This window comes from Vibrio sp. 10N.261.55.C5, from assembly GCF_041470505.1.
GTDB classification, from domain to species: Bacteria; Pseudomonadota; Gammaproteobacteria; order Enterobacterales; family Vibrionaceae; genus Vibrio; species Vibrio crassostreae_C.
Genome location: NZ_JBFRMS010000004.1, coordinates 18861 through 41519, shown reverse-complemented (window position 1 = coordinate 41519; position 22659 = coordinate 18861). Strand labels below are relative to the sequence as shown.

Below are 22659 nucleotides of genomic sequence, written 5' to 3'. Positions count from 1 at the left end.
ACTGGAAATTGTATGAAAGTATTTAGTAAGTCTCGTTTAGCGACGTGTGTGTTAACGGCCATTCCTGTGATGGCGGTAGCGAAAGACACAGGTAAGCTTGAAAAACTCGGTTCTGAGACGACTGGCATTGAAATCACCAAGCCGAACCAAGACCAAGACAGCTCGCGTATTTACTTAGAGCAAGGCGCTATTTGGGCAAGCCGTGACATCACTCGCTTTGACCCAGTATTAGATGTCAGTGTCAGCGATGAATTAGAAGTCGAACAAGGCACACTGCGTGACAGCGTCGGTTTCACCATTACCACCAACTACGGTTACTACATCAAAAAGTACCAGTTGGAAGTGTACCGAGTGGGTGACTTTGGTCTGTCTGAGCCAATCGCTGTGCTTGAAGGCGATAAACTGGCGAACGACTCTGACATCAATTGGGATGGTCAAACTGATGTTGATTATCAGTTTGAGGTCGGTGAGCAGCTGATGTTCCGCCTAAAAGCGTGGGACAAAGATGGCAACATGGATGTGACCACCGTTGGTGTGACTGACTTAGTTAAGCCGGACTCTGAAGTCGATATCGACCGAAACGATAACGACGATGAAGAGAGCAAAGGTAAAAGTTACGGACAGGCAAAGCTGATGCGTCACAACATCCCGACCAATGCGGGTTTAGCGAAGTTCATCGGCACTGGCTTGAAAGGCGTAGATAAAGTCATCATCGGTGAAGATGAATTTGATGTCGAAGATGGCAACTTATATGCAGAGCAGTACTTACCAACAGACTCCTACATTTTCCCTACCAAGGTTGTGTTTGATAACGGTGATGAACGTCGTTACAAGCTGTACGTTCGTATTCCAGATACGTACTACGCACAAACCGGTTTGGCTGATCTTTATGTTGGTAAGAATAATGTGTCTGGTAATAGCGATGCATTAAGTGTCGATGACCAGTATCAAAATGACATCTATAACCAAGGTCGTTTAGCGTACTTTGGTCAGGGTAAATTTGGCGACAAACTTCGTGTAACCACTCACTTTGATACGCGAGAAAGTGAAATCAAAGACATGTTCAAACATCCGTTCGCCTCAGACGATTCGGATGTGTTCGATATCCTCGAAGACGACGATGAGCTTTATTACGGTAACTATGGTGACAGCTCAAACATCGAAAAAGTGGTCAACACCAAGGGCAAGGTTTACCTCAATGTGGAATACGATAAGTCTCAATACTTGTGGGGTAACTACAACACGGGTTTAACAGGCACTGAGAACAACGATTACAACCGTAGCCTCTATGGTTTCAAAGCTGATTATCGCACTCGCGATACTACACAATACGGTGAAGATCGTCTGAACATGGTCGGTTTTACCGCAGAAGCAGATTCGTTGTATGCACACGATGAGTTCTTGGGTACAGGCGGCTCTCTGTACTTCCTTCGTCATGGTGAAGCGGTACCGGGAAGTGACAAAGTTTACGTCAAAGTAAAAGATGAATCTGGCCTAGTGCAGAATGAAATCCCACTTGAGCCGGGCGTCGACTATGACTTTGACCCGTACCAAGGTCGAATTATTTTGACCAAGCCACTCGACAACATCCTATCCGACAGCTTTGGCAGCGTGATTGAAAACGGAGACGACTACGAAAACTTTCTGGTTGTCGACTATGAGTATGTTCCACAAGGTTCAGATTCATTAGATGCGATGTCTTACGGTGGTCGTGCTAAAGGTTGGATCAACGATTACGTTGGTGTTGGCGTGACGTATGCAACTCAAGAAAAGGACAACCAAGACTACGAGTCTTACGGTACGGACTTAACGTTGCGTGCAACAGAAGGTACCTACATTAAGGCTGAGTTTGCACACAGTGAAGGCAGGCAAACCGAGTCGAATTTCGTCTCTACCGATGGTGGTTTAACCTTTACGCCAATTGGCGATACGTTAGAAGATCGCGAGGGTGACAGTATCCAAATAACGGCTGTGACTAGCCTTTATGATCTTGCTCCAACCATTTTTGGTGCCGTTGGCAATGACCTTAAGCTTTGGTACCGAGACAAAGACGCGGGATACAGCTACGCAAGCAGCAGCGATGATTTAGAGCAAGAGGCATACGGTGCTGAAGTTCGTTTACAAGCTACTGATCGCTTGGCGGTTCTCTCTCGCTTCTCGACCAATGAAGAGCGCGATGTCGATGGTAATCTAGAAACAGATACTGAAACGATTGAGATCGAGACTCAAGTCAAAATCACCGAGCACATTAAGGTTTCGGCGGCAGGGCAACAAACTGAAGAGCTTAACCAAAACGACGAGCACAGTGATGCCACCTTAGCGGGTGTGCGTTTGGAATACATGTGGGACAGTGAGAACAGCGTTTACGTCAAAGGGCAAAAGACCGTCGACCAGTCGGATGACTATGATGAAAACGACAGCGCGTCGATTGGTGCTGAATTCCAAGTGTTGGAAGACTTGTCTCTTGGTGGCGAATACACCGATGGCGACCGAGGCCAAATAGCAGAAGCGACTGTGACTTACGATGTATCCGATGACCACTCAACCTACGTAACTTATGTAGATGATAACTACGAAGGCCAAAACAACGTGATTGTTGGTCAGCGTGCAGACCTCACCAGCAGTGTCGATTTTTACCAAGAGAACCAGTTTGTTGATGAAAATGATGGTCATGGCCGTATCGACTCGTACGGCTTTGGCTACGATGTGACGGAAGATGTCGAGATGGGGATCGGTTATCAGCTTGGGGAAATTGAAGATGACCAGAGCATCACCACAGAGCGTGAGTCCATCAGCTTCAATGCTTCAATTGACCTAGATGACATCACCCTAAGCCACAAATTTGAATATCGAGTGGATAAGAGTGAAGACGACCCTGACATCGCTCAGCGAGAGCTGCAACAAATCGTGACGACCAACCGTTACACGCATCACTTAACGGAAGAGTACACATTGTTCGGCAAGTACAACTACTCCATTACCGAAAGCGAGACTACGGGCGAAACCATGGCGCAATTTACCGAAGCCACTGGCGGCCTCGCGTATCGTCCGATCTACAACGATCGACTCAATTTACTGAGCCGCTACACCTATATTGCAGATTTCGACCAACTGGATCGCGATGTGGATTATCAAGACGAAACCAGTCAGATCATTGAAGTTGAGGCGATCTATTCGATTGACCAACACTGGGATATCGGTACTAAGTACGCCCATAAAGACAAACAGCAAGCTTTTGAACGAGCATCTGGTTCGAATGAGCTGGTTAAAAGCGATATCGACCTATACGGATTAAGCGCTTCTTACCGTGTGATGAAAGAGTGGGATGTGACGGGTGAATACCACTGGAAAACAGACACACTCAACGATGAGCTAGAACACGGTGCGTTAGTTTCGGTGAACAAGCACATCGGCGAGAACTTCAAAATGGGGATTGGTTATAACTTCTCTGCGTTTGATAGTGACTTAACCAATGATGACGACTACGACGCATCCGGCGTGTTTATTAACTTAGTCGGTAAGATCTAAGCATGCCCCAAAGTGGGTTGAAAGTTAAGAGTTGAGAATTCAAAGTGACAGTAAAGAGTAAGATGAAAACAATTATTTTCCTAATAAGCGCAGTGATGAGTACTTTGCTGCTGTCCGGCTGTGCAACCGACACCTATGTGAGCCAGGAGAACCGAGACAAGTTCGCAGGCATCGATGTGTCTAAGTTTTTAATCAGCGAGTGTTTGGCGCCAGAGCGTGAGGTGCACATCGCCATCGCAGAGCATTTTGCGTTTGATAAATACCAATTACGCGACCTCGACAAGATCAACTTAGATACCTTTGTTAAAGAGATCAGAGGCTTAAAAGGGCGCATCACGATTGTCGGCCATACTGATTTCAAGGGTTCTCTCGAATATAATGAGCGCCTTTCACAGCGCCGTGCTAAATCGGTCGCAGATTATTTGAAAGGGCAACTAGACCCAACGCAATATGACTGGGAAGTGAAACATCTTGGTGAGACTCAACCTCTTCTGTTTGGTAAGACAGATAAAGACCGAGCGGAGAACCGCCGTGCATTTATCGTGTTTGAAGAAGCTCAGAAGTACGAAGAGATGCCTTTCTGTGAGCCGCCAAAACCAGAACGTAAAGTTTATATGGCAATGACGCCGCACTTCGATTTCGATAAGTCAGTACTCAAGCAAGAAGACCTAACTCAGTTAGATGACTTCACAACTAAGTTGAGCGGCCTGCAAGGTAGCATAATGGTGGCAGGGCACACCGACCAAGCGGGTTCACTTTCTTACAATGAAAAGCTGGCAGAGCGCCGCGCAGAAACGGTGGTTGAATACCTCAAAACCAAACTCGACCCTAAGCAGTTCATCTGGGAAGTGAAGTCATTTGGTAAGTTGCAGCCTGCGATTAATGAACGCTCTGAAAAAGCCGATGCATTAAACCGCCGCGCGTTCATTGTGTTCAAAGAATCTGATATTACCGCCGAACAGCAAGCTCTTGCTGGCAGTGAACAAGAAGCGGTGAGCAGCGAGAGCGATTAGAGTTCACCGAAGAATAACGAATAGTTGCCTTTACAATAAAACGCAAAAAGCCCCATACGTTGGGGCTTTTTGTTGCTCGCTCTACGGATTAAGTCGGGTCGAAGATCTATTCTGATGGCAAATTCTGTTTCAATTCCAGAAGCATTCGGTAGGCACTTTCTCCTGACATCTCATACGGGTTGAACTGGTCTGATGTTGAAAACTGTAAATTAACCAGTTCAGTTAGGCTAGATTGTGGAATATCACCCATAGACCAATCACCAAACTGCCTACAATCGATCTCTTTGAAATATAAAATCATGACGTTTTTGTGTCGCGTGTCATTCAAGATATGATTGTAAGTATGGTTCACTGCGGTTCTCGAACCTTCAATACATTGCAGGAAATACTTATCATTGTGGCTTAGAAGGCCTGTTAAATGGCTTTGCTTATTGCGGTCGTGTGAAATCTGAAGAATGTCGTTCAAAGCCTGAGAATCGCAACTTTCACAGAGCGTACTGACATAAATTAACCGAGTTAGGAACACAGGCATCATTTCGAATTTTTGTACAAAGGGTATTAATAAATATAAGCCAAGTTCATGGAATTGCGAGTCATTGATTTAATTGTCACTCGGTGGCTTTTGGAAGAGAAGAGGATGGGGATGAAGTAGAAAAGGGCAGGTTGCAAGATACGCTAAAATGACTCGAATGTTGGCCATTCAATTATTTTAGCGACCTGCTTGTGAGCTCGTTAGTTGTTTAGAGTTGAAATCGATTCAACGTTAGAAGAGGAATCAAATCGAACGTTGACCAACACATTTTCACTTTCGAAAGTCACATCATCAAAGTCAGTCGTTGCGATCTTAAATCCATTTCTTGCGAATAAACTCGTCACCGTTGTTCGTTGTTTCTGTTCCATAGCGCATGTCAGTAGTTCGTTCATCGTGATCTCCATTAGGTAACCGTGTGCATAGTGTAAGCGTACAGACTCTACATTATGAGATCAATTGCTTAATCGATAAGCTATATTGATATGTTCAATTGAGTGATTCAGGTATTTAAAAGCCGGATGGATAGTGGGCAAGGGAGTTATGCGACCTATGACAAGTGGAGCGTTATGTGACCACTGTTCAGCATTCCTTGAACACGAAGTTTGTCGCAAAAATCGCGTTGAAATAAGTGGTTACAAAGCAGGAGGAATTATGACCGCCGTTTGGTATGTTTGGTCGGTTATTGGAAATATTATCGGCCTATATCTCACTTAACTAAAGTACATCGATTTACGATGAGTAGACTCCTCAATAAGCCTTCTTTTTATTTGAATTTTATATGCTAAGTGGTGTTGTTATAATTATTATTAATGGCATGGGCTTGATTTTAATATTGGTTTGATTTATAAAACAAGCATTCGTTCATTAACTTCATGATTATATTAGTTTTTACTAACCTTTAAATAACATGGAGAAAGGCGATGAATAAGAACCAAACACGCAACAGGTTAGCGAATTTAGTGCGACTTCGTAGGTCATACAAAGCATCAGACTTTCTGGTGGGTTCTGATGAACTCCGAGTTAAAAAAGATGTGTATAGCTTACGTAAAATCAAACAGTTAGAAATTCGTCAATTGGGTCTTAAAGAAAACGCAATCAATATCGTTTCGTTGGCTTTAGTCCTCTCGGCGGCGACTTGGGCATTTGTTCCTCAGTTCGGTTTACCAATGCTTGCACTGACCTTTATTTTGGCGTTTGTTACATGGCGACGATATGAGTTGCGTGCAGAGTTTAAAGGGGCCGATGAAACTGGCGACTACTGGGTTTCCGTGGCGCGCGGTTGTACTCGAGAAGAGTTCAAAGTGTTGAAAAACGTTGAATTGGCTTTGCGCGATCAGGTGTCTTAATGGTTAGATCGGTTAAGGCTTGGGTCTTATAACCGTTAAGCTCCCATAATCAATAAAGCTCGTCATTGCATGGCGAGCTTTTTGTTTTCTGAAAAACACAGATAGTGCAGGTTACTTTGAGAGGCCAATGCTTATATGTGTAATGGGGATTGATATGAATCTTAAGTCACGGCATTTGTGATGCTCTTTGTGGTTTTGAATATAGGGAGAGGGTGGAAATGAATACACGAGTCAGTGAGAGTTCTTTTAAAAGGCTCATCCAGTTAGTTGGTTGTGTTTTGATTATAGTGTTGAGCAATAGTCGACTCTCCAATGCTCAAAGCATCGAGTTTCCTACTTGTGCGAAGAGTGAGGTTTTGAATACAGAGATCCATCTTTATGTTGATGAATCTGTATTAGCCGAATATTCCAAAGCATTTGTTGCCTCTAAAATAGCGACATGGGAAAGCTATTCGAATCTGGTGTTGAAAAACTCCTGCATTCCTATGACGCGAAAAGTCACCAAGGTGATTTATACGTTTGAAATCGACAGCCTTTGGTTTCAAGATTTGGGCGCAGCAGAGAGGTTATTAAAACTCTCGATGGAAGAACCGATTCCAGAAACAACAGAAGACGGCGTCCCCATTTTTACTGGGATAGTATTTTCTAATTATAATTTTAGCTTTGAGTCTGATTATTGTGGTATGTCTTCTTCGGTATCCTACTTTTTTTCTTTAGCGATAAACTGCCCTGATTACTTAATGGAGCATGAAATTGGCCATTTAAGTGGTGCTAATCATGACTATAAAACGTTATTGAAAGATTTTGATAGTATAGAAAGTTACATTTCTGGAACGTATCCAAGAGCTCCTCAATATTCCTTCGGTACAATTTGTGCTGACAGAGGCACAGTGATGTCTTATGAGCGAGATGTTATACCTGCATATTCCAGCCCGGACATCAGAGTAGATGGCACAAAGTGCGGGGATAGCAAATACCACAATAATGCGAGAGTGCTTAGAGAGTTCGCACAAGCTTATTTAACCCCATGATTGCCTAGTTGGTAGCCTGTTGTTTTATCGAACGTTATAACGCGTTCAATTCAAAGTGTTTGTCCTGTGATCTTTAAATTTGGAACGAGCGTATTTCTCCCAGTTTATAAAGGAAGAGTATGCATGATGCTATCTAAAGAGAATGAATCAAGAATTATCGAAATGGCGTGGGAAGACCGAACGCCATTTGAGGCAATAGAGCACCAATTTGGTTTAAATGAATCGCAAGTGATTCGTTTTATGCGTAGCCATCTCAAGCTTGGCAGTTTTAAGCTGTGGCGCTCACGTGTTTCTGGGCGCTCGATCAAGCATGTAAAACTGCGCAGTTCGGACGTTTCGAGAGGTTATTGTCCGACTCAGTACAAGCATCGTTAAAAGAGGGGATGCCCAGCCAGTATCCCAAATCAACACACAGATATGGGAAATGAAAGGAATGAAACAATTTTGCGCTCTACTTTTGGTGCTGCTTAGCTTCGGCATCAGTCATGTTCAAGCGAATGATACGCGACTTAAGCAAGCTTACGAAAATCACAAAAGCGACGTTCAGGTGCGCGGATCGGGTACGGTGTATCGAGTACTTCCTGATGATAATAAAGGCTCTCGACATCAGAAATTCATTTTGCGACTCGATAGCGGACAAACCTTGTTAGTCGCACATAATATTGACTTAGCGCCTCGTGTTCAGGGACTGGCAAAGGGCGATCGAGTTGAATTTTATGGTGAATATGAATGGAACAATAAAGGTGGCGTAATGCACTGGACGCACAAAGACCCTCGTAATCATCACACTCATGGTTGGTTGAAGCATAACGGGAAAGTATACGAGTAAACACCTCCGAGACTTTTCCCTTCAAGGCTATAAGATAAAAAGGAATTTTGATGTTTAAGCTGGAAACTGACAGGTTGATTCTTCGAGATATGAGTATCGAAGACGAGTGTGCCTTTGTTGCGATCTCTCAAGACGCAAAGTATCAGCGTTTCTATGATGAAAGTGATTGCGAACCTAACAAATATCGAGAGCTAACTCAGTTGTTTGTTGCACAGGCTTTGGAAGTACCACGCCAGTCCTATCAGCTAGCGGTTGAAAGCAAAGATTCGGGGAAGTTTATTGGAACCGTTTGTTTACGTCTTGAACGCGATAAACAAGCTTCAATGGGCTGTGCTTTATCGAGGGAAACTCAGGGAAAAGGGCTTTCTATAGAAGCATCTGAAGCCCTCGCTGATTTTGGTTTCTCAGAGTTAGGCATACACCGTATCTACGCCGAAACCATCAGCAAGAACTTGGCTGCGATTAAATTATGTAAGTCACTAGGAATGAAACAAGAAGCGTGTTTTAAAGATCATCGATTCTTCAAAGGTCAATGGTGGGATACAGTTGTGTTGGCGGTTCTACGTTCTGATTGGAAAAAGGCTTAGTGATGGAAAGTGGTATGCAGAAGCTAGATAGAGGGCTCGATAGAGAAGGGTTCATTCAAAATCTTTATTCGCCAAAGAACATTGCGCCTGAATTTCAAGACGTGGTGTCAGCAGTCGTTGATTCGCTGCTAAGAGAGCTTCCAGGTCAAGTTGATGGTATCTACTTGTATGGAAGCGTGCCTAGAGGAACGGCCATTGTTGGTCGCTCTGATTTGGATGTTTCTATCGTACTCGCTACGCCTGTTGGTCAGAGAGAAAAGGAAGTATTTAACCTACTTTCCGGCACCATACCCCAAACCTATCCGCAAGTGACTAAGCTTGATATTGATCCAGGGTATCTCTCAGAGGTTCTGCAGCCCAACGAAGAATTCCATTGGCAGTTTTGGCTCAAGCATTGCTGCTGTTGTGTTTGGGGGAATGATTTATCTAATGAGTTCCCACTATACAAACCAAGCATTGAAATCGCTCAAGCTCTCAATGGTGACTTGTCTACTTTTCTTGAGCAAATGCCCTCGAGTTTCAAAACAATGACTGATGCGGATGTCGCTAAGGTGATTGGAAAGAAGTTGGTTCGAGTTGCGTATTACTTTGTGGCTGAGCAAGACGGCAGCTGGTACACCAACCTGAGCCAGTGTGCTGCAGTCGCCAAGCGCTATTACTCCAATCAAAGCGACGATATTGAGCTAGCTCATCAATACGCTCTCGGAAATTTGATATCTAAAACAGAAGCTTTTGAATTGTATGAAAGGCTGAGTAAAAAGCTTGTTGTAAATTAAGCATTAACACAAGCTAGAACAACAAACTTAACTATCTTTGTAACGGCTTTAGGAAAATTAGATGGATGTCCACGAGTGTGTTTCTTTTATCATGCTGAAGGAATCGCAGGTATTACTAGAAAAGCGTAGTGAGTCTAGGGAGACCGATCCCGGTTTAATCACTATACCTGGCGGCCATATTGAACACGGTGAAAACCAGGTTCAGGCGCTGTTTCGTGAACTTGATGAAGAGCTTAATGTTGTTCCGATTGATTACCAATACTTGTGTTCGCTTTACCATCCTACGAAGGAACTTCAGTTGATTCATTATTTTATCGTGAGTGACTGGAAAGGAGATATCACCGCTCAAGAGACTGATGATGTTAAGTGGTATTCACTAGGTTCAGCTCCTGTTGGTATAGCAGCCGATGGTATTGCTTTGAAAGAAGTAGAGCGCGTGGGTAGGTATCTTTAGTTTGGATTCGATAAGATGTTTTGGACGTTTTTTGAGGGCTCAAAAACGGTGAAACCCCGATGTTGGTAGCATCGGGGTTTCGAATTTCTAGATTTCTCGACTGGTAAGATCGATTATCTTTTCTATGCAGAAGGCTGGATTAATCCAATCTTATTCCTTGGTAGGGAATTAGATGCGGATGAAGTCCATGTGCTCAACTTTTGGCTTGAACGCGTGACGTTGAACGTCTTGTGGCTTAACCTTAACTTCTGCGCCGTCAATCAGTAAAGTGATTGCTTCGTAGAATTCAGGCTTGTCCATTTGGTTGATCACGTCAGCGTGAACAAGTTCGATAGCTACAGCTTCAGCTTCACCACCGTAGATTACAGCTGGGAATTTACCAGCGTGACGTAGGCGGCGGCTCGCACCTTTACCTAGTTCAGTACGTACTACTGCTTCAAATTTCATAGTTTTACTCTCAAATTAGTAAAAATTAACTTCACACCTCAATGCGACCTTGAGTGTGTGGTAATGCTTAAACATAAAAGTTCATGCTTAAGCGAGCGCGGATACTAACATCACATTCCAATATGAGCAAGTCAGAAGCCCATCTCAAAGTGAATTTCCTTCGATAATGGGTTCGTTTGGAGATAAAACGTTCGCTAACGCTTGTTTAGCGCATTTTACTCCCTTTTACATCGCAATCCTTATCTATTTATATCACTGCTAAATCATCAAGTTAATGAACGGAAAATGAATGTTTGCCTAAGACTTGGTTAAGTCTTAGTTCGTTAATCTTAGTGTTAATTAAACAGCAGAATGAATAGGTGAAAATATGAAACCGGTAAGCATTGTCGTAATTACGCTAAACGAAGAGAAACGCATTAGCCGCTTAATGGAAGAGTTGAGCGTGCAAACCCACCAAGAGTTTGAAGTGATTGTTGTCGACTCGAACAGTGAAGATAACACCAGAGAAGTGGCGCAAGCTTATGAAAACGCGTTGCCAAAATTAACGGTGCATCACATGGAAAACCGTGGTGTGAGCTTTGGCCGAAACACGGGTACTTCATTGGCGCAATACAACCGAATCCTTTTCTTAGATGCTGACGTGAGCTTGCCTCGAAACTTCCTTGCGAAAGCGCTTTATGAACTAGAAGAGAAGAAGCTTGAAGTGGCGGGTGTGTACATGAGCTCGAAAGGTTTGCCGCTTGTACACAAGTTTGGTTACGGGCTATTTAACGCAGGCTTGTTTACTACTCAGTTCTTTTTCCCGACGGCGATTGGCACATGTATTTTCTCGACTAAACGGGCGCATGATGAGATCGGCGGTTTTGATGAAGAGATCGTCCTGTGTGAAGATTGTGACTACGTAAAACGTGCGAGCAAAACATGGCGATTTAGATTCCTAAATATGACTTTTGGTTTTGACCCACGTCGCTTAGACCAAGATGGCGTTGTGAAGACAGGCTCTACTTATCTTAAAGCCAATGTAAGACGCTTCTTTAAAGGCGAAATGCGTAACAACGAGATGAACTACAAGTTTGGTCACTACAAAGAACAGTAAGCATTGAGGTTGTTATGTTTGATGGACTAGGGCTGTTTCTGGGAGCATTGGGTGATGCTCTCATTGGCCCAAACCTATTTGTACCGGGAGAGCCCTTCTTTATCGCAGCGGGCTTTCAACTGTATTCAGGTGCATGGATGGCGTTGGTTTTGGTAATGCTAGGTGGTTTGCTTGGTGACCAAATCAGTTATTTCATTGGTTATAAATATGGTGCTAAGGCGCAACGAAGGCTTATTAAGTTTCGTCCCAAAACCAAAAGGTTAATCGCGCGCTGCCGCTATTTGGTTGCTCGTAAAGGTATATACATCATTCTTTTTGCTCGCTTATTAGGGCCTATCGCTTGGGTAGTGCCATTTATAGCGGGTTCGCATCGTGTACCGTGGCGTAATTTCAGTGTGTTGGCGTTTATCGGCTTGGCCCTTGGTGGAGGGCAGTTCATTGCTTGGGGCATGTTGTTGGCGCACGGCGTTGAAAACTTTCCGTGGCTTAATAGCCTTAAGATATTTATCTCTGAGCACAATAGTTTGATCGTCGGGGTATTCGCGGTATTGGTCTTCACCATTATCGGTTACCGAATGAAGTGGCGACGCTTGGTTCTTAAGTCGAGTGCGCTGATGTTAGCGTGGGTATTGTTTGCGAACTACGCCCACTTTTTTTGGAAAGCGGATGATTTTCAGAATCAACAAGAGACGGATCAAATAAACAAAGTAGACTGGAACTCGGTTACCTATAAAGCATTCCCAGGGAAATCGTCATTCTACTCGGCGCAAGCGATCAACGTCATTTATGTTGGAGTAACCCCAAGAGACTTAATGAAACAATTAGGCTGGATAGAGAATCAAACCTTCTCTCGAAATGAGATTGAATGGGCTGGCTATCTCGCATTGCTTAGAGACAAAACGCCACCTGTATCTGATTTGTATTGGCGAGACAAGCCGCAAGATATGGCGTTTCAATTGCCGGGTAATTTGATGAAGCGCAGCCATATTCGCTGGTGGCGCGCAGGTGTTGATATTAAAACTAACCAGCCTCAGTGGTTAGGCGCAATTAGCTATGATGATGGCCTTAAAGTCACCCCTTATTCTGGCATTGTGACCGTACTTCATAACATTGACCCTAATGTTGATGAAGAGCGAGATAGGCTCGCTAATCAGATACGAGCGTCACTACCAGACATCGAGCTAGACAAGTACCCATTGGCAACGGTGGAAGTGATCAATGAGGAGCATGACTATTACACGGATGGTCGGGTATTAATGATTGGAGCAACGAACCTGAGTAATAGTTCACAAACTTTAAATGTCGCGGTGAACGATATTCAGAGTGATATATAAGGTCGACTCAACGAAGTCTTTCTTCGTAGTGCTCTGGTTTTTCTTAGATATCAACAAACTCGAGCCTTGTTTGAACCCTCAATCAAACAAGGCTTTGCACTATCTGCTTGCCATGTTTATCCAAACATCACCTTCTCTCAAGCAATGCCTCGGCTATAACTTGTTCTACTTTGACTATGCTCATTAAGGGCGAACAAGCAGCGAAAGCTGAGGATAACGTTATGCAAATGAATCCGATTGGTTGGTTTGAAATATATGTTGATGACATGTCGAGAGCAAAAACTTTTTATGAATCAGTATTTAAAGTGACGCTGGATAAGTTGGACAATGAAACTGGAATCGAAGTTGAGATGTGGGTATTTCCTTGCGATATGGACAACTATGGCGCCACAGGAGCTTTATGTAAGATGTCCGGTGTAAAAGCGGGAGGCAACAGCACCATGGTTTACTTCTCTTGTGAGGACTGTGCCACAGAAGCCAGTTTGGCAGCGGCCAATGGTGGCGCGCTACAAGTACCCAAAATGGACATTGGTGAGCATGGTTTTATCAGTGTAGTGAGTGACACGGAAGGCAATATGATTGGGCTTCACTCGATGAGCTAATCATATTGAAGCGAGAAAAGCTTTGTTAAACCAGAATAAAGTTAAGCCCTAGCGTTGTGCTAGGGCTTATCGTGTTTACTTGGTTTACTTGGTTTACTTGGTTTATTTAGCGCGTTTAGCTTACTTAACCTTTGCTTAGTTTAAGCACCAGAGAGGCTTTTAAGCCGCCCATTGAGCTCTTGCTGAGCGTTAGGCTGCCTCGGTAGCTGTGCGCCATTTCATTCACGATGTTAAGCCCCAATCCTGTTCCCGGTGTGGTTTCATCAAGTCGAACACCACGTTTGGTGACTTGCTCAAGCTTCTCTTCAGGAATGCCTTGGCCATCATCTTCAATCACCAACTCTATGTTGCCATCGTCGAGTTCATTTGCATGGACGCGAATAATGCTGCCCGCCCACTTGTAACTGTTCTCGAGTAGGTTGCCGACCATTTCATCAAGGTCGGTTTTTTCTACTGCCACTTCAATCTCAGAGTCTAGCTCGTTAATCATGGTGACTTCATTGGCAGCGTAGACTTTATCAAACGCCATTGAGATAGCTTCGACACGCTCACAAGGTGAAGACTTCACCGAAAGAATGTTCATTGCACCTGCCATACGAGCGCGGCCAAGGTGATAATCAATTTGGCTTTGAATCTGATGAATGGGCTGTTGCAGCAGTGCCTTGTCATCCTCTGGAAGTCGCTCTATCTCATTTTTTAGAACTGAAAGCGGTGTTTTCAACGCATGAGATAAGTTACCCGCGTGGTTACGAGCTCGTTCTAATAACTCTTGATAGTGGAAGAGCAGGGCATTGAGGTCAGAGACTAATGGAGAAACCTCTTTCGGGTAGTTATCGCTTAACCCTTGTTGCTCGCCGTTTCTTAGCATTACCAGTTCGCGTTGCATCTTGCTGAGCGGTAATAACGACCAACTGACTTGAATACCGATCAACATCAGCACGCCAACAAACAGCAACATTAGGATCAACCAGACTTGACCAGTAAGCTCTGTCAGTGTGGATTCTAATGGATCTTCATCAATACCAATGGTGATCGTGACAGGGTCGCTCAGTTCAGGCAGGTAGATATCTTGCTCGATGTAAATCAGCTTTTCTTTCTCTGGCCCTTTGACTGATGTGTGAATCGGTGAACGCTTGATGGTGAGGTCTTTATCCCATAGCGAGCGAGATCGAATGATCTGCTCTTGGGTAGCGGCGCGCCAATAAATACCACTGTAGGGCTGGTTGAACCTAGGATCAGACAGACGCTCTGCCATGATCAGGTTACCACTGTCATTGGTTTCGATATTGGCGGTTAACTCATCCATGGTTAAGCCAAGCTGCTGCTTCATGTCATCGACGAGGTAGTCGTTAACCAGTTTCGGAATCCCGACACCAGCCGCTAATATCATCGCACCTAGCCAAAAAGCCGCAGCAAGGAGCAAGCGGCTTTTTAAACTGATGTTTTTAAGTGTTCGTTTCTTTAGATTCATGCATTTCCAACCTGCCTTTGCTCATCGTAACTTATCGTATTGCGATGATCAGAACAGGCTGTCCACTTAATTAATGGTTGCTCTTGGCGTGATTGACGACTGAGCTATTCAGCATTCAGTTGGTAGCCAAGGCCACGAACGGTTTTGATGATCTTTGGTGCGATTTTCTTACGAATACGACCGATGAACACTTCAACCGTGTTTGAGTCTCGGTCGAAGTCTTGCTTGTAGATATGCTCAACCAACTCAGTGCGCGAGATAACCTTGTTTTGGTTATGCATGAAGTACGCGACAACTTTATATTCCAGCGCCGTGAGGCTAACTGCTTGACCTTGCCACAACACTTTAGAACTGCGTGTGTCTAGGCTTAGATCACCGATTTGAAGTATCGGAGCAGCACTGCCTGATGCTCGGCGCAGTTGAGCTCGGATACGGGCAATCAGCTCGACCATCTCAAATGGCTTAGTTAGGTAGTCATCAGCACCGGCGTTCAAGCCCTCAACACGTTGAGTTAGCGTGTCACGAGCACTTAAGATAATCACTGGCGTGTTGATGTTTTCGTCTCGAATGCCTTTTAATACCGTTAGGCCGTCAAGCTTAGGTAAACCTAAATCGAGGACAATCGCGTCCCATTCTTCTGACGTTGCACGGTAGAGTGCGTCGATACCATCATGAGAGAGCTCTGGAACCCAGTCGGCCCCCTCAAGTGTTTCAATAATTTGTTGGCCCAAACGAGGCTCATCTTCAACGACTAAAATTTTCATAATTGTTCTTCTAATTTCTTCTAATGACTGTTCGTCGTGCTTAGCTCTTCGTCGTACGTAACTAGTCGCCGTGTTTAATTGCGTCTTTAAAGTTGCGGCCTTTGATCATAAGCATTTCTAACGTCTCAGCGTTGTATTCGACTTTGATGATGTTGTTTTGGTAATTGATTTTTAGTTCATACACCCAAATGTCGTCATCTTCTTCTAGTTCTACTTTAATGATTCTGCCATGAAGATCGTTTTCAACCGCCGCATACATTTCTGAGAAAGGGCGAATGTAGCCTTCTCGTACGGCTTCATAGACTTCGTCTTGATCTTCTTCAAATTCGATGCTGGTTCCTGCTTTATGAACGTCCTGCACTAATTCATGACCATTATGATGTGAGTCAGCCCATGCGCCAGCAGAAACAAATAAGCCTAAGCTTATAGAAAACAAAGAAATCATAGCTTTACTAAACATAGCGAATCCTAGAGAAGGTTGATAGCGTTCAGTATAAAAAAGTAATTCTGAACAGAAAGTGAACCTGATTAATAATGAGAATTTGATACCGAAAAACTTAACGCTTAAATGGCGCAGGCTTTAATACATAAGATTAATTGCCGAGTGTTAAGAACGTAAGACTTACTTTTATTCTTAACCTTAACGCTGCTGTAGTTCGTCTTCGAATATCTTGTCTCTCATTTTCCAAAAGCGTCCGACTTTACGGGCAATCACGAATTGAGGTGGGCGGAATCTATGTTGGTGAGCAACCACTTTCGTCGGTGAGGCTTCTTCGAAAGGGCGATGTCTGTCTGCAAGGTGAGGGCGAACAAACTGGTCTTTGAAGTTCTGCTTCTGCTTTTTGCTGGTTAATGACCAAAACTCATGCACTTGCGCTTGGTTTTCTCCGCGATAGGTGACCTTAAGTTGTGATTTACCTTTCTCGTCTTTAAGCACGTTGAGGTCCATTTCCAAGCATTCAAATACCAAGGCATCTTTTAGGTTCAGTGCTTCTTTTAGCTTTTTGTCTGGGTCGACTAAGGTTGCATCGCACTCATGACAAATGCGCGCAGCAATGTCATTATCAGCACCACATTCACCGCAATATTTCGCTCGGAAGCGATAATTACAGTGCTCGCGCTCGCCCGTGTCTTCATCGGTAAAGTAGCCTTGGCATTTGCGCCCAAAGTGCTCAAGCAAGAAGCCATTGCTGTCTAGCTTGCCCCAAAAGTTATTATTGAAGCCGCACGCGGGGCAAGGGATGGTGATGATTTCACTGTCTGAATCGGGTTTAGGGTCGCCAACCTCAGGTTGGTAGAGGTCGTAACTGTTGCCCGCATAGTCGAGCACCAAACACTCTTTTTTACCCGGAGATAGGCGTAAGCCACGGCCAACGATTTGTTGATACAAACTGATGGATTCTGTCGGGCGCAAAATCGCGATTAAATCGACGTGTGGCGCATCAAAACCTGTGGTTAATACCGATACGTTAACCAAGAACTTGATTTTACGTTCTTTGAAGTCGCTGATAATTTGGTCACGTTCGAGAGTTGGTGTATCACCAATCACAATTGAAGCTTCACCTTCTGGCAATAAGCTGAGGATCTCTTGCGCGTGTCGAACGGTCGCAGCGAATACCATGATGCCTAGTTTATCTTGGGCTAGGTGAATAATCTGATCGACAATCTGTGGGGTCGCTCGTTTCGATTGCTCGATCACCATGTCGAGTTCTGCTTCTTTGTAGCGACCAGTGCTCGCGGGCTTTAACTGCGAAAAGTCATAGCTCAACACGGGTGCATCAATCATGCGTGCAGGAGTTAAGAAACCTTCATCGAGCAGGTAACGAATCGGCAGCTCAAAGATACAGTCGCGGAAGAAACGTGGCTCATCTGAACGCACTTGACCGCGAGTGTGGTATTGATAAATCCAACCCATCCCAAGACGATATGGGGTCGCTGTTAATCCAAGCACCTTGATGCCCGAATTATTCTCGCATAAGTGAGTGATGACTTTCTGATAACTACTGGTCTTTTCATCGGGAACACGGTGGCATTCGTCGATAACCAACAGCGAAAATTGGTTAGAGAATGAATCGAGATTTCGCACCACAGATTGCACCGAAGCAAACACGACTTGTTGGTCGGTCTCTTTGCGTCCTAAACCCGCAGAGAAAATCGAGCCTTTCAGCCCGTAACCTTCATACTTTTCATGGTTCTGTTCAACCAACTCTTTTACGTGAGCAAGCACCAACACTCGACCTTTCGCAAGCCTTGCTAACTCTGCAATCACAAGGCTTTTTCCTGCACCTGTCGGAAGCACGAGCACTGCCGGAGTTTGGTGTTTTCTGAAGTAATGAATCACTGATTTTACAGAATCAGCTTGGTACGGGCGGAGTGTATACATATCGCGTCTTGTAAGAAGGAAAACAAATAGTGTGAAATAGCTCAACTAATTGAGCAAAGGTGACTATAATACCCGACTTAGATTAGTTGAGGTATTCATGCGTTTAGATAAATTTCTGTGCGATGCATTAGGCGTCACTCGAAGAGAAGCAACACACTTATTAAAATCCAAGGCAGTGACAGTAAATGATGTCATTCAAAAAAGCGGTTCACTCAAGGTAACTGAAGAGTGCGTTGTCGAATGGCAAGGCAATGAACTGAATGTTCACGGCCCACGTTACATCATGCTTTATAAGCCTGAAGGCTTTGTTTGTTCGCATGAAGATGGCGCAAATCGTATCGCGTTTGAATTACTTGATGAAATCAAAATGGACAAGCTGCACTTTGCTGGTCGTCTAGATATTGATACAACAGGTCTTGTGTTGATTACAGACGATGGTAAGTGGTCTCACCGTATCACTTCGCCAAAGCACAAGTGCGAGAAGACGTACCGTGTGTGGTTGGTTGAACCTGTTGAAGACGATTACGTTGAAAAATTCAAAGAGGGCATCCAGCTTAAGAGCGAAGATGGCCTAACACTTCCTGCACACCTAGAAGTTCGTGCAGAGCGTGAAGTATTGCTAACGATTCACGAAGGCAAATACCACCAAGTTAAACGTATGTTTGCTGCTCTTGGTAACAAGGTAGAAGCACTACACCGTGAACGTATTGGCGAAATTGAGATGGACGAATCTTTAGAGTTAGGTGAATACCGTTACCTAACGCAAGAAGAAGTCGATTCAATCTGGAAGTAGTCCTTAGCTAGAAGTTGCTCTTAACAAGAAATTGTTCTTAACAAGAGACCACTTTTGCTGGAAATAGCCCTTTCGTTGTAAAGCCGATCATGGATAGCGTCGGCTGATGATGTTGACTGGTACTAGGAAAGTCTCAGCCAATCTTTGACTCGCGTACTCACGCTAGTCCCTAGCTCTATCAGTTGAACATTCGGAGAACCATGCAAACATCGACCTCACAGAGCCAAAGCTCCCAACTAGAAACACCTCAATTAGGCTTAGTGCTGTTTTTGATTCTAGGTGCGATTGGTGCACTTACTCCGCTAGCCATTGATATGTATCTGCCAGCGATGCCGACCATTGCTAAAGATCTTGGTGTGACGGCGGGTGAGGTACAAATCACGCTAACAGCCTATACCGCAGGTTTCGCGCTGGGGCAGTTGCTGCATGGCCCGTTGGCGGATAGCTATGGTCGCAAGCCTGTACTGCTTATTGGTGTGTTCTTGTTTGCTATCGCTTCTATGGTGAGTGCGACAACTCATGGCATTGAAGCGCTGACTTACATCCGTACCGCTCAAGGTTTTGCTGGTGCTGCGGCGGCCGTTATCATCCAAGCGGTGGTAAGAGATATGTTCGATCGTGAAGATTTCGCAAGAACCATGTCTTTCGTTACTTTGGTGATGACAGTTGCGCCATTGGTTGCTCCGATGATTGGCGGTTACTTAGCGTTGTGGTTCGGTTGGCGTTCAATTTTCTGGGTTCTGGCTATTTTTGCGGTGATCGTGATTCTGGCGGTATCGATGAAGATCCCAGAAACGCTTCCTGCAGAAAACCGACAACCATTGCGCTTTAAAACCACGATTCGTAATTACGCCCGTTTATGTAAAAACCCGACCGCTATGGGCTTGATTTTCTCGGGTGCATTCTCGTTCTCTGGGATGTTTGCATTCTTAACTGCAGGCTCTTTTGTCTACATTGATGTCTATGGCGTACGTCCTGACCTGTTTGGTTACCTATTTGGTCTGAACATTGTTGCGATGATTCTGATGACGACAATCAATGGTCGAATCGTTAAGAAGGTCGGTTCTCATACAATGTTGAGGGCAGCGTTGGTCATCCAATTACTGGCTGGCGTAGGTTTACTTGTCGGTTGGGCGCTGGATCTCGGGCTTTGGGGAATCGTGCCGTTTGTGATGCTATTTATTGGCACCATCTCTACTATCGGCAGTAACTCTATGGGTCTATTGCTCAGTGGTTATCCAAACATGGCAGGCACGGCTTCATCGCTTGCGGGAACATTAAGATTTGGTACTGGTTCTGTCGTTGGGGCTATCGTTGCGATGCTGCCAAGTGACAGTGCTGGGTCTATGGCTATGGTAATGGCTGCATGTGCAGTAATGTCAGCATTACTATATTGGACATTAGGAAAGAAGGCATAATGTCAAAATACTATATTGAAATTCAGAAGTTAGTGAATGATGCGCTAGCCGAGCTATATGCTCTACATAAGTCTGGCAAGGCCATTGACGCACCTATCGCGAACAACCTTTATTTGGTTCGTTGGGTAACAAAGGCAATTAAATCCCAAGCTTATGATCGCGTGATTGTGCCTGACTTGGTTCGCTGGCAGAAACAGGGTCGCTCAAAAGGCAATAACTCTGATTTAACTTTTACCTTTAAACGTATTTCTGCGTTTTACGGACGTTTTTTCCCTGAAGGCGAAGAGCCTAAAACGCTAAAAGACAGTGATGTTGAAGCGTTCATGGACAAAATGTACGAGATGGGTTGGAGCGTATCGAGTGAAGACGAGCTAACGACTGGCGGCAAGATTCAATTCTTCACCGATGGCGAGCACTCTTTTGCTTTATGCGGTAAACAGTGTGACGACTCTTTCGACGGGGAGTTGATGGTTAAGCCAATGAACTGGTTTGTTCGTGGCAACCATGCTGAGTTCATCCAAGCGGCGATGGAAGCGGGCTTCATGCTTCACAAAGTAACGGACTATAAGTCTGCGGTGAAGTATCACGGTGAATACATCGTTTACCCTGCTAACCAAGGCAACCAACTGGCTGAGATCCCAATTAGCGTTATCGGCTAATAGCGGATTCGAGATGAGAGATACGAAGAGCGGAATTATCCGCTCTTTTTTTGACTCTCATAGCGCGTGTCGCTAATTTGCTTTTAGTCTTTTCGCATCTCGACACTCGAATCCCGCATCTGCTTTTAATCCTGTTCTTTAGCCTGCTTCTCAATTGCCTTCACCATGCCTTTGAAAATAAACAGGTGAGCTGGCATCATCGCAAACCAATACAGCAATCCTAGAAAGCCTTTAGGGTGCCACCAAGCCGAGATGTTTAGCTCGCGAGCATCACCGTGGTCAGAGACGGTAATCTCGAGTCGCCCTAAACCGGGGCCTTTCATACCGAAAAGCAGGGATAGAAACTGATTCTCTTCACAGCGAATAACCTTCCAAGAGTCAATCTTGTCACCGACTTTGAGGTTGGGTCCTTCTGGCATTTGTCGAACCGGTACGCCGCCACCGAAAATAACATCCAACCATTCGCGTGTGCGCCATAAAGCGTTAGCGAAGAAGTAACCTTGCTTCGGGCTTCCGATTTGTTGAGCCACGTGCCAGAGCGATTCCAGTGAAGCGCTTGAAGTGATACTTGCGCCTGTTTTCTTTGGATAATAACCGTATCCAGCTTGCCAGCGTTTGAAGGCGGTTTTATCAAAGCCCCACACATTGCTTTTGACAAAGTTTCCTTCAGCGTGAATGGCTTGTTCAACCATGCTCTCGAACGAGACAAGCTTCTGAGGGTACTTTTCTTGGATGGTGGTCGAGTTAGCAATAAAGTCATGCTTTAAACCCGCAAGCAAGGCTCTACCTATGTTGGAAGGGACAGAGGTCACCACGCCAAGCCAATAAGAAGCGATTTTAGGTGTGAGTAGCGATGTCGCCCACAGCCTGAGTGGACGATCGGCAGTTTTGGCAATATGCGCGAATTGATTTCGATAAGAGACGATATCTGGGCCACCCACCTCAAAGGTTTGGCTTTCGTTAGGCGTGTCTTGTGCAAGTTTCAGCAGGTAGTGATTCAGGTTCTGCAAGGCAATTGGGTTCGCTTTAGAGTCGACCCACTTTGGCGCAATCATGATTGGTAGGTTGTAAACGAAGTCTCGCATTATCTCGAAGGCAGCTGAACCCGGGCCGATAATGACGCCTGCACGAAGCTCAGTAACAGGAACTGAACCTTTACGAAGCAGCTCACCCGTTTTCTTTCTAGCTTGAAGGTGCTCAGAGTTGCCGGTTTGAGGTTGAAGTGAACTCAGATAGATAACATGCTGGTTTTTAGGACCAAGTGCAGAAACAAAGTTACGGGCTAAGTTCAGCTCATAATCGATAAAGTCGTGGCCTTCCGCCATGCCATGGACGAGAAAGAAGATAAGATCAAAGTCGGGGACTAAGGCTTGTGTCGCGGCTTGATCGGCCAGATCAAGATACTCAAGCGATAAGCTTTCGTGAGGCTCGGTCCGTGCCTTTAAATAGTCGATATGCCTTGCTGCTGCCGTGACTTGATAGCCTTGCTCAAGCAGGAGAGGGAGGAGTTGCGAACCAACATATCCAGAAGCGCCTAAAACCAGTACTTTCTTCATTGTTACTCCATTTATATCTGTGGTTAAAAACCGAACATTG

23 protein-coding genes are annotated in these 22659 nt (G+C 44.7%); 15 read left to right on the top strand and 8 right to left on the bottom strand.

Going from position 1 to position 22659, the window contains the following annotated elements; translation table 11 throughout:
• Positions 1-12: 12 nt before the first annotated feature.
• Both AB4263_RS00620 and AB4263_RS00615 read left to right on the top strand, forming a co-directional pair.
• The gene (locus tag AB4263_RS00620) at positions 13-3528 is read left to right on the top strand and encodes a hypothetical protein (protein ID WP_372097177.1); all 3516 of its coding nucleotides are present in this window, start codon (positions 13-15) and stop codon (positions 3526-3528) included.
• Between the two features lie 62 nt (positions 3529-3590).
• The gene (locus tag AB4263_RS00615) at positions 3591-4541 is read left to right on the top strand and encodes an OmpA family protein (RefSeq protein ID WP_371722140.1); all 951 of its coding nucleotides are present in this window, start codon (positions 3591-3593) and stop codon (positions 4539-4541) included.
• Positions 4542-4647: 106 nt separating this feature from the next.
• Here AB4263_RS00615 and AB4263_RS00610 read toward each other — a convergent pair whose 3' ends face one another.
• Both AB4263_RS00610 and AB4263_RS00605 read right to left on the bottom strand, forming a co-directional pair.
• Positions 4648-5067, bottom strand: a complete 420-nt coding sequence (locus AB4263_RS00610) for a BLUF domain-containing protein (RefSeq protein ID WP_017067227.1) — start codon at positions 5065-5067, stop codon at positions 4648-4650.
• Between the two features lie 206 nt (positions 5068-5273).
• Positions 5274-5465, bottom strand: coding sequence for a hypothetical protein (locus AB4263_RS00605; RefSeq protein WP_372097175.1), 192 nt, complete (start codon positions 5463-5465; stop codon positions 5274-5276).
• A 528-nt stretch (positions 5466-5993) separates the two neighbouring features.
• Here AB4263_RS00605 and AB4263_RS00600 point away from each other — a divergent pair.
• From AB4263_RS00600 to AB4263_RS00570, 7 genes are all read left to right on the top strand, one after another.
• Positions 5994-6419, top strand: a complete 426-nt coding sequence (locus AB4263_RS00600) for a hypothetical protein (protein WP_372097173.1) — start codon at positions 5994-5996, stop codon at positions 6417-6419.
• 218 nt (positions 6420-6637) lie between these two features.
• Positions 6638-7450, top strand: coding sequence for a hypothetical protein (locus AB4263_RS00595; RefSeq protein WP_372097171.1), 813 nt, complete (start codon positions 6638-6640; stop codon positions 7448-7450).
• A gap of 123 nt (positions 7451-7573) precedes the next feature.
• Positions 7574-7825: a TIGR03643 family protein gene (locus tag AB4263_RS00590; RefSeq protein ID WP_372097169.1), complete on the top strand. Its 252-nt coding sequence runs from the start codon at positions 7574-7576 to the stop codon at positions 7823-7825.
• 58 nt (positions 7826-7883) lie between these two features.
• Positions 7884-8279: a DUF3465 domain-containing protein gene (locus AB4263_RS00585; RefSeq protein ID WP_372097168.1), complete on the top strand. Its 396-nt coding sequence runs from the start codon at positions 7884-7886 to the stop codon at positions 8277-8279.
• A gap of 50 nt (positions 8280-8329) precedes the next feature.
• A complete protein-coding gene (locus AB4263_RS00580) occupies positions 8330-8866 on the top strand; it encodes a GNAT family N-acetyltransferase (RefSeq protein ID WP_372097166.1) in 537 nt (178 codons plus the stop codon).
• A gap of 14 nt (positions 8867-8880) precedes the next feature.
• Positions 8881-9642 (top strand): nucleotidyltransferase domain-containing protein, encoded by a 762-nt coding sequence (locus AB4263_RS00575; RefSeq protein WP_372097164.1) that lies wholly within the window; start codon positions 8881-8883, stop codon positions 9640-9642.
• Between the two features lie 61 nt (positions 9643-9703).
• Positions 9704-10096, top strand: coding sequence for an NUDIX hydrolase (locus AB4263_RS00570; RefSeq protein WP_017060354.1), 393 nt, complete (start codon positions 9704-9706; stop codon positions 10094-10096).
• Between the two features lie 168 nt (positions 10097-10264).
• Here the strand turns inward: AB4263_RS00570 and rplY are convergent, their stop codons facing one another.
• Positions 10265-10543: a 50S ribosomal protein L25 gene (gene rplY, locus AB4263_RS00565; protein WP_017060373.1), complete on the bottom strand. Its 279-nt coding sequence runs from the start codon at positions 10541-10543 to the stop codon at positions 10265-10267.
• A 367-nt stretch (positions 10544-10910) separates the two neighbouring features.
• On the opposite strand from rplY, the gene AB4263_RS00560 reads away from it, so the two are divergent.
• The 3 genes from AB4263_RS00560 (at position 10911) to AB4263_RS00550 (ending at position 13575) form a co-directional block, all read left to right on the top strand.
• The gene (locus tag AB4263_RS00560) at positions 10911-11639 is read left to right on the top strand and encodes a glycosyltransferase family 2 protein (RefSeq protein WP_372097162.1); all 729 of its coding nucleotides are present in this window, start codon (positions 10911-10913) and stop codon (positions 11637-11639) included.
• A gap of 14 nt (positions 11640-11653) precedes the next feature.
• Positions 11654-12973 carry an LssY C-terminal domain-containing protein gene (locus AB4263_RS00555; protein ID WP_372097160.1) on the top strand — a complete coding sequence of 440 codons (1320 nt, stop codon included), beginning with the start codon at positions 11654-11656 and terminating at the stop codon, positions 12971-12973.
• Between the two features lie 221 nt (positions 12974-13194).
• Positions 13195-13575 (top strand): VOC family protein, encoded by a 381-nt coding sequence (locus AB4263_RS00550; RefSeq protein ID WP_102503794.1) that lies wholly within the window; start codon positions 13195-13197, stop codon positions 13573-13575.
• A gap of 124 nt (positions 13576-13699) precedes the next feature.
• Here the strand turns inward: AB4263_RS00550 and AB4263_RS00545 are convergent, their stop codons facing one another.
• The 4 genes from AB4263_RS00545 to AB4263_RS00530 all read right to left on the bottom strand — a co-directional run bounded on the left by AB4263_RS00545 (position 13700) and on the right by AB4263_RS00530 (position 18193).
• Positions 13700-15046 (bottom strand): ATP-binding protein, encoded by a 1347-nt coding sequence (locus tag AB4263_RS00545; RefSeq protein WP_372097158.1) that lies wholly within the window; start codon positions 15044-15046, stop codon positions 13700-13702.
• A 104-nt stretch (positions 15047-15150) separates the two neighbouring features.
• Positions 15151-15810 carry a response regulator transcription factor gene (locus AB4263_RS00540; RefSeq protein ID WP_372097156.1) on the bottom strand — a complete coding sequence of 220 codons (660 nt, stop codon included), beginning with the start codon at positions 15808-15810 and terminating at the stop codon, positions 15151-15153.
• A gap of 61 nt (positions 15811-15871) precedes the next feature.
• Positions 15872-16270 (bottom strand): PepSY domain-containing protein, encoded by a 399-nt coding sequence (locus AB4263_RS00535; protein ID WP_017066076.1) that lies wholly within the window; start codon positions 16268-16270, stop codon positions 15872-15874.
• A 180-nt stretch (positions 16271-16450) separates the two neighbouring features.
• Positions 16451-18193, bottom strand: a complete 1743-nt coding sequence (locus AB4263_RS00530; RefSeq protein WP_372097154.1) for a DEAD/DEAH box helicase — start codon at positions 18191-18193, stop codon at positions 16451-16453.
• A gap of 97 nt (positions 18194-18290) precedes the next feature.
• Here AB4263_RS00530 and rsuA point away from each other — a divergent pair, with 97 nt between their 5' ends.
• The 3 genes from rsuA to AB4263_RS00515 all read left to right on the top strand — a co-directional run bounded on the left by rsuA (position 18291) and on the right by AB4263_RS00515 (position 21063).
• Entirely contained in the window at positions 18291-18986 is a 696-nt protein-coding gene (rsuA, locus tag AB4263_RS00525; protein ID WP_017060380.1) for a 16S rRNA pseudouridine(516) synthase RsuA, read from the top strand.
• A 200-nt stretch (positions 18987-19186) separates the two neighbouring features.
• Positions 19187-20404: a Bcr/CflA family multidrug efflux MFS transporter gene (locus AB4263_RS00520; RefSeq protein ID WP_102333192.1), complete on the top strand. Its 1218-nt coding sequence runs from the start codon at positions 19187-19189 to the stop codon at positions 20402-20404.
• Positions 20404-21063, top strand: a complete 660-nt coding sequence (locus AB4263_RS00515; protein WP_372097152.1) for a DUF2913 family protein — start codon at positions 20404-20406, stop codon at positions 21061-21063. The genes AB4263_RS00520 and AB4263_RS00515 overlap by 1 nt, the downstream gene beginning before the upstream one ends.
• Positions 21064-21188: 125 nt before the next feature.
• On the opposite strand, the gene AB4263_RS00510 is transcribed toward AB4263_RS00515, so the two are convergent.
• On the bottom strand, positions 21189-22619 hold the full coding sequence (locus AB4263_RS00510) for a DUF2867 domain-containing protein (RefSeq protein WP_102320608.1): 1431 nt from the start codon (positions 22617-22619) through the stop codon (positions 21189-21191).
• Positions 22620-22659 lie beyond the last annotated feature (40 nt).

Coding starts and splice junctions, on each gene's coding strand:
- AB4263_RS00605 (WP_372097175.1), bottom strand. CDS start 5,465: ATGAACGAACTACTGACATGCGCTATGGAACAGAAACAACGAACAACG.
- AB4263_RS00585 (WP_372097168.1), top strand. CDS start 7,884: ATGAAACAATTTTGCGCTCTACTTTTGGTGCTGCTTAGCTTCGGCATC.
- AB4263_RS00600 (WP_372097173.1), top strand. CDS start 5,994: ATGAATAAGAACCAAACACGCAACAGGTTAGCGAATTTAGTGCGACTT.
- AB4263_RS00555 (WP_372097160.1), top strand. CDS start 11,654: ATGTTTGATGGACTAGGGCTGTTTCTGGGAGCATTGGGTGATGCTCTC.
- AB4263_RS00590 (WP_372097169.1), top strand. CDS start 7,574: ATGATGCTATCTAAAGAGAATGAATCAAGAATTATCGAAATGGCGTGG.
- AB4263_RS00515 (WP_372097152.1), top strand. CDS start 20,404: ATGTCAAAATACTATATTGAAATTCAGAAGTTAGTGAATGATGCGCTA.
- AB4263_RS00570 (WP_017060354.1), top strand. CDS start 9,704: ATGGATGTCCACGAGTGTGTTTCTTTTATCATGCTGAAGGAATCGCAG.
- rplY (WP_017060373.1), bottom strand. CDS start 10,543: ATGAAATTTGAAGCAGTAGTACGTACTGAACTAGGTAAAGGTGCGAGC.
- AB4263_RS00560 (WP_372097162.1), top strand. CDS start 10,911: ATGAAACCGGTAAGCATTGTCGTAATTACGCTAAACGAAGAGAAACGC.
- AB4263_RS00575 (WP_372097164.1), top strand. CDS start 8,881: ATGCAGAAGCTAGATAGAGGGCTCGATAGAGAAGGGTTCATTCAAAAT.
- AB4263_RS00540 (WP_372097156.1), bottom strand. CDS start 15,810: ATGAAAATTTTAGTCGTTGAAGATGAGCCTCGTTTGGGCCAACAAATT.
- AB4263_RS00510 (WP_102320608.1), bottom strand. CDS start 22,619: ATGAAGAAAGTACTGGTTTTAGGCGCTTCTGGATATGTTGGTTCGCAA.
- AB4263_RS00550 (WP_102503794.1), top strand. CDS start 13,195: ATGCAAATGAATCCGATTGGTTGGTTTGAAATATATGTTGATGACATG.
- rsuA (WP_017060380.1), top strand. CDS start 18,291: ATGCGTTTAGATAAATTTCTGTGCGATGCATTAGGCGTCACTCGAAGA.
- AB4263_RS00620 (WP_372097177.1), top strand. CDS start 13: ATGAAAGTATTTAGTAAGTCTCGTTTAGCGACGTGTGTGTTAACGGCC.
- AB4263_RS00530 (WP_372097154.1), bottom strand. CDS start 18,193: ATGTATACACTCCGCCCGTACCAAGCTGATTCTGTAAAATCAGTGATT.
- AB4263_RS00520 (WP_102333192.1), top strand. CDS start 19,187: ATGCAAACATCGACCTCACAGAGCCAAAGCTCCCAACTAGAAACACCT.
- AB4263_RS00535 (WP_017066076.1), bottom strand. CDS start 16,270: ATGTTTAGTAAAGCTATGATTTCTTTGTTTTCTATAAGCTTAGGCTTA.
- AB4263_RS00545 (WP_372097158.1), bottom strand. CDS start 15,046: ATGAATCTAAAGAAACGAACACTTAAAAACATCAGTTTAAAAAGCCGC.
- AB4263_RS00615 (WP_371722140.1), top strand. CDS start 3,591: ATGAAAACAATTATTTTCCTAATAAGCGCAGTGATGAGTACTTTGCTG.
- AB4263_RS00595 (WP_372097171.1), top strand. CDS start 6,638: ATGAATACACGAGTCAGTGAGAGTTCTTTTAAAAGGCTCATCCAGTTA.
- AB4263_RS00580 (WP_372097166.1), top strand. CDS start 8,330: ATGTTTAAGCTGGAAACTGACAGGTTGATTCTTCGAGATATGAGTATC.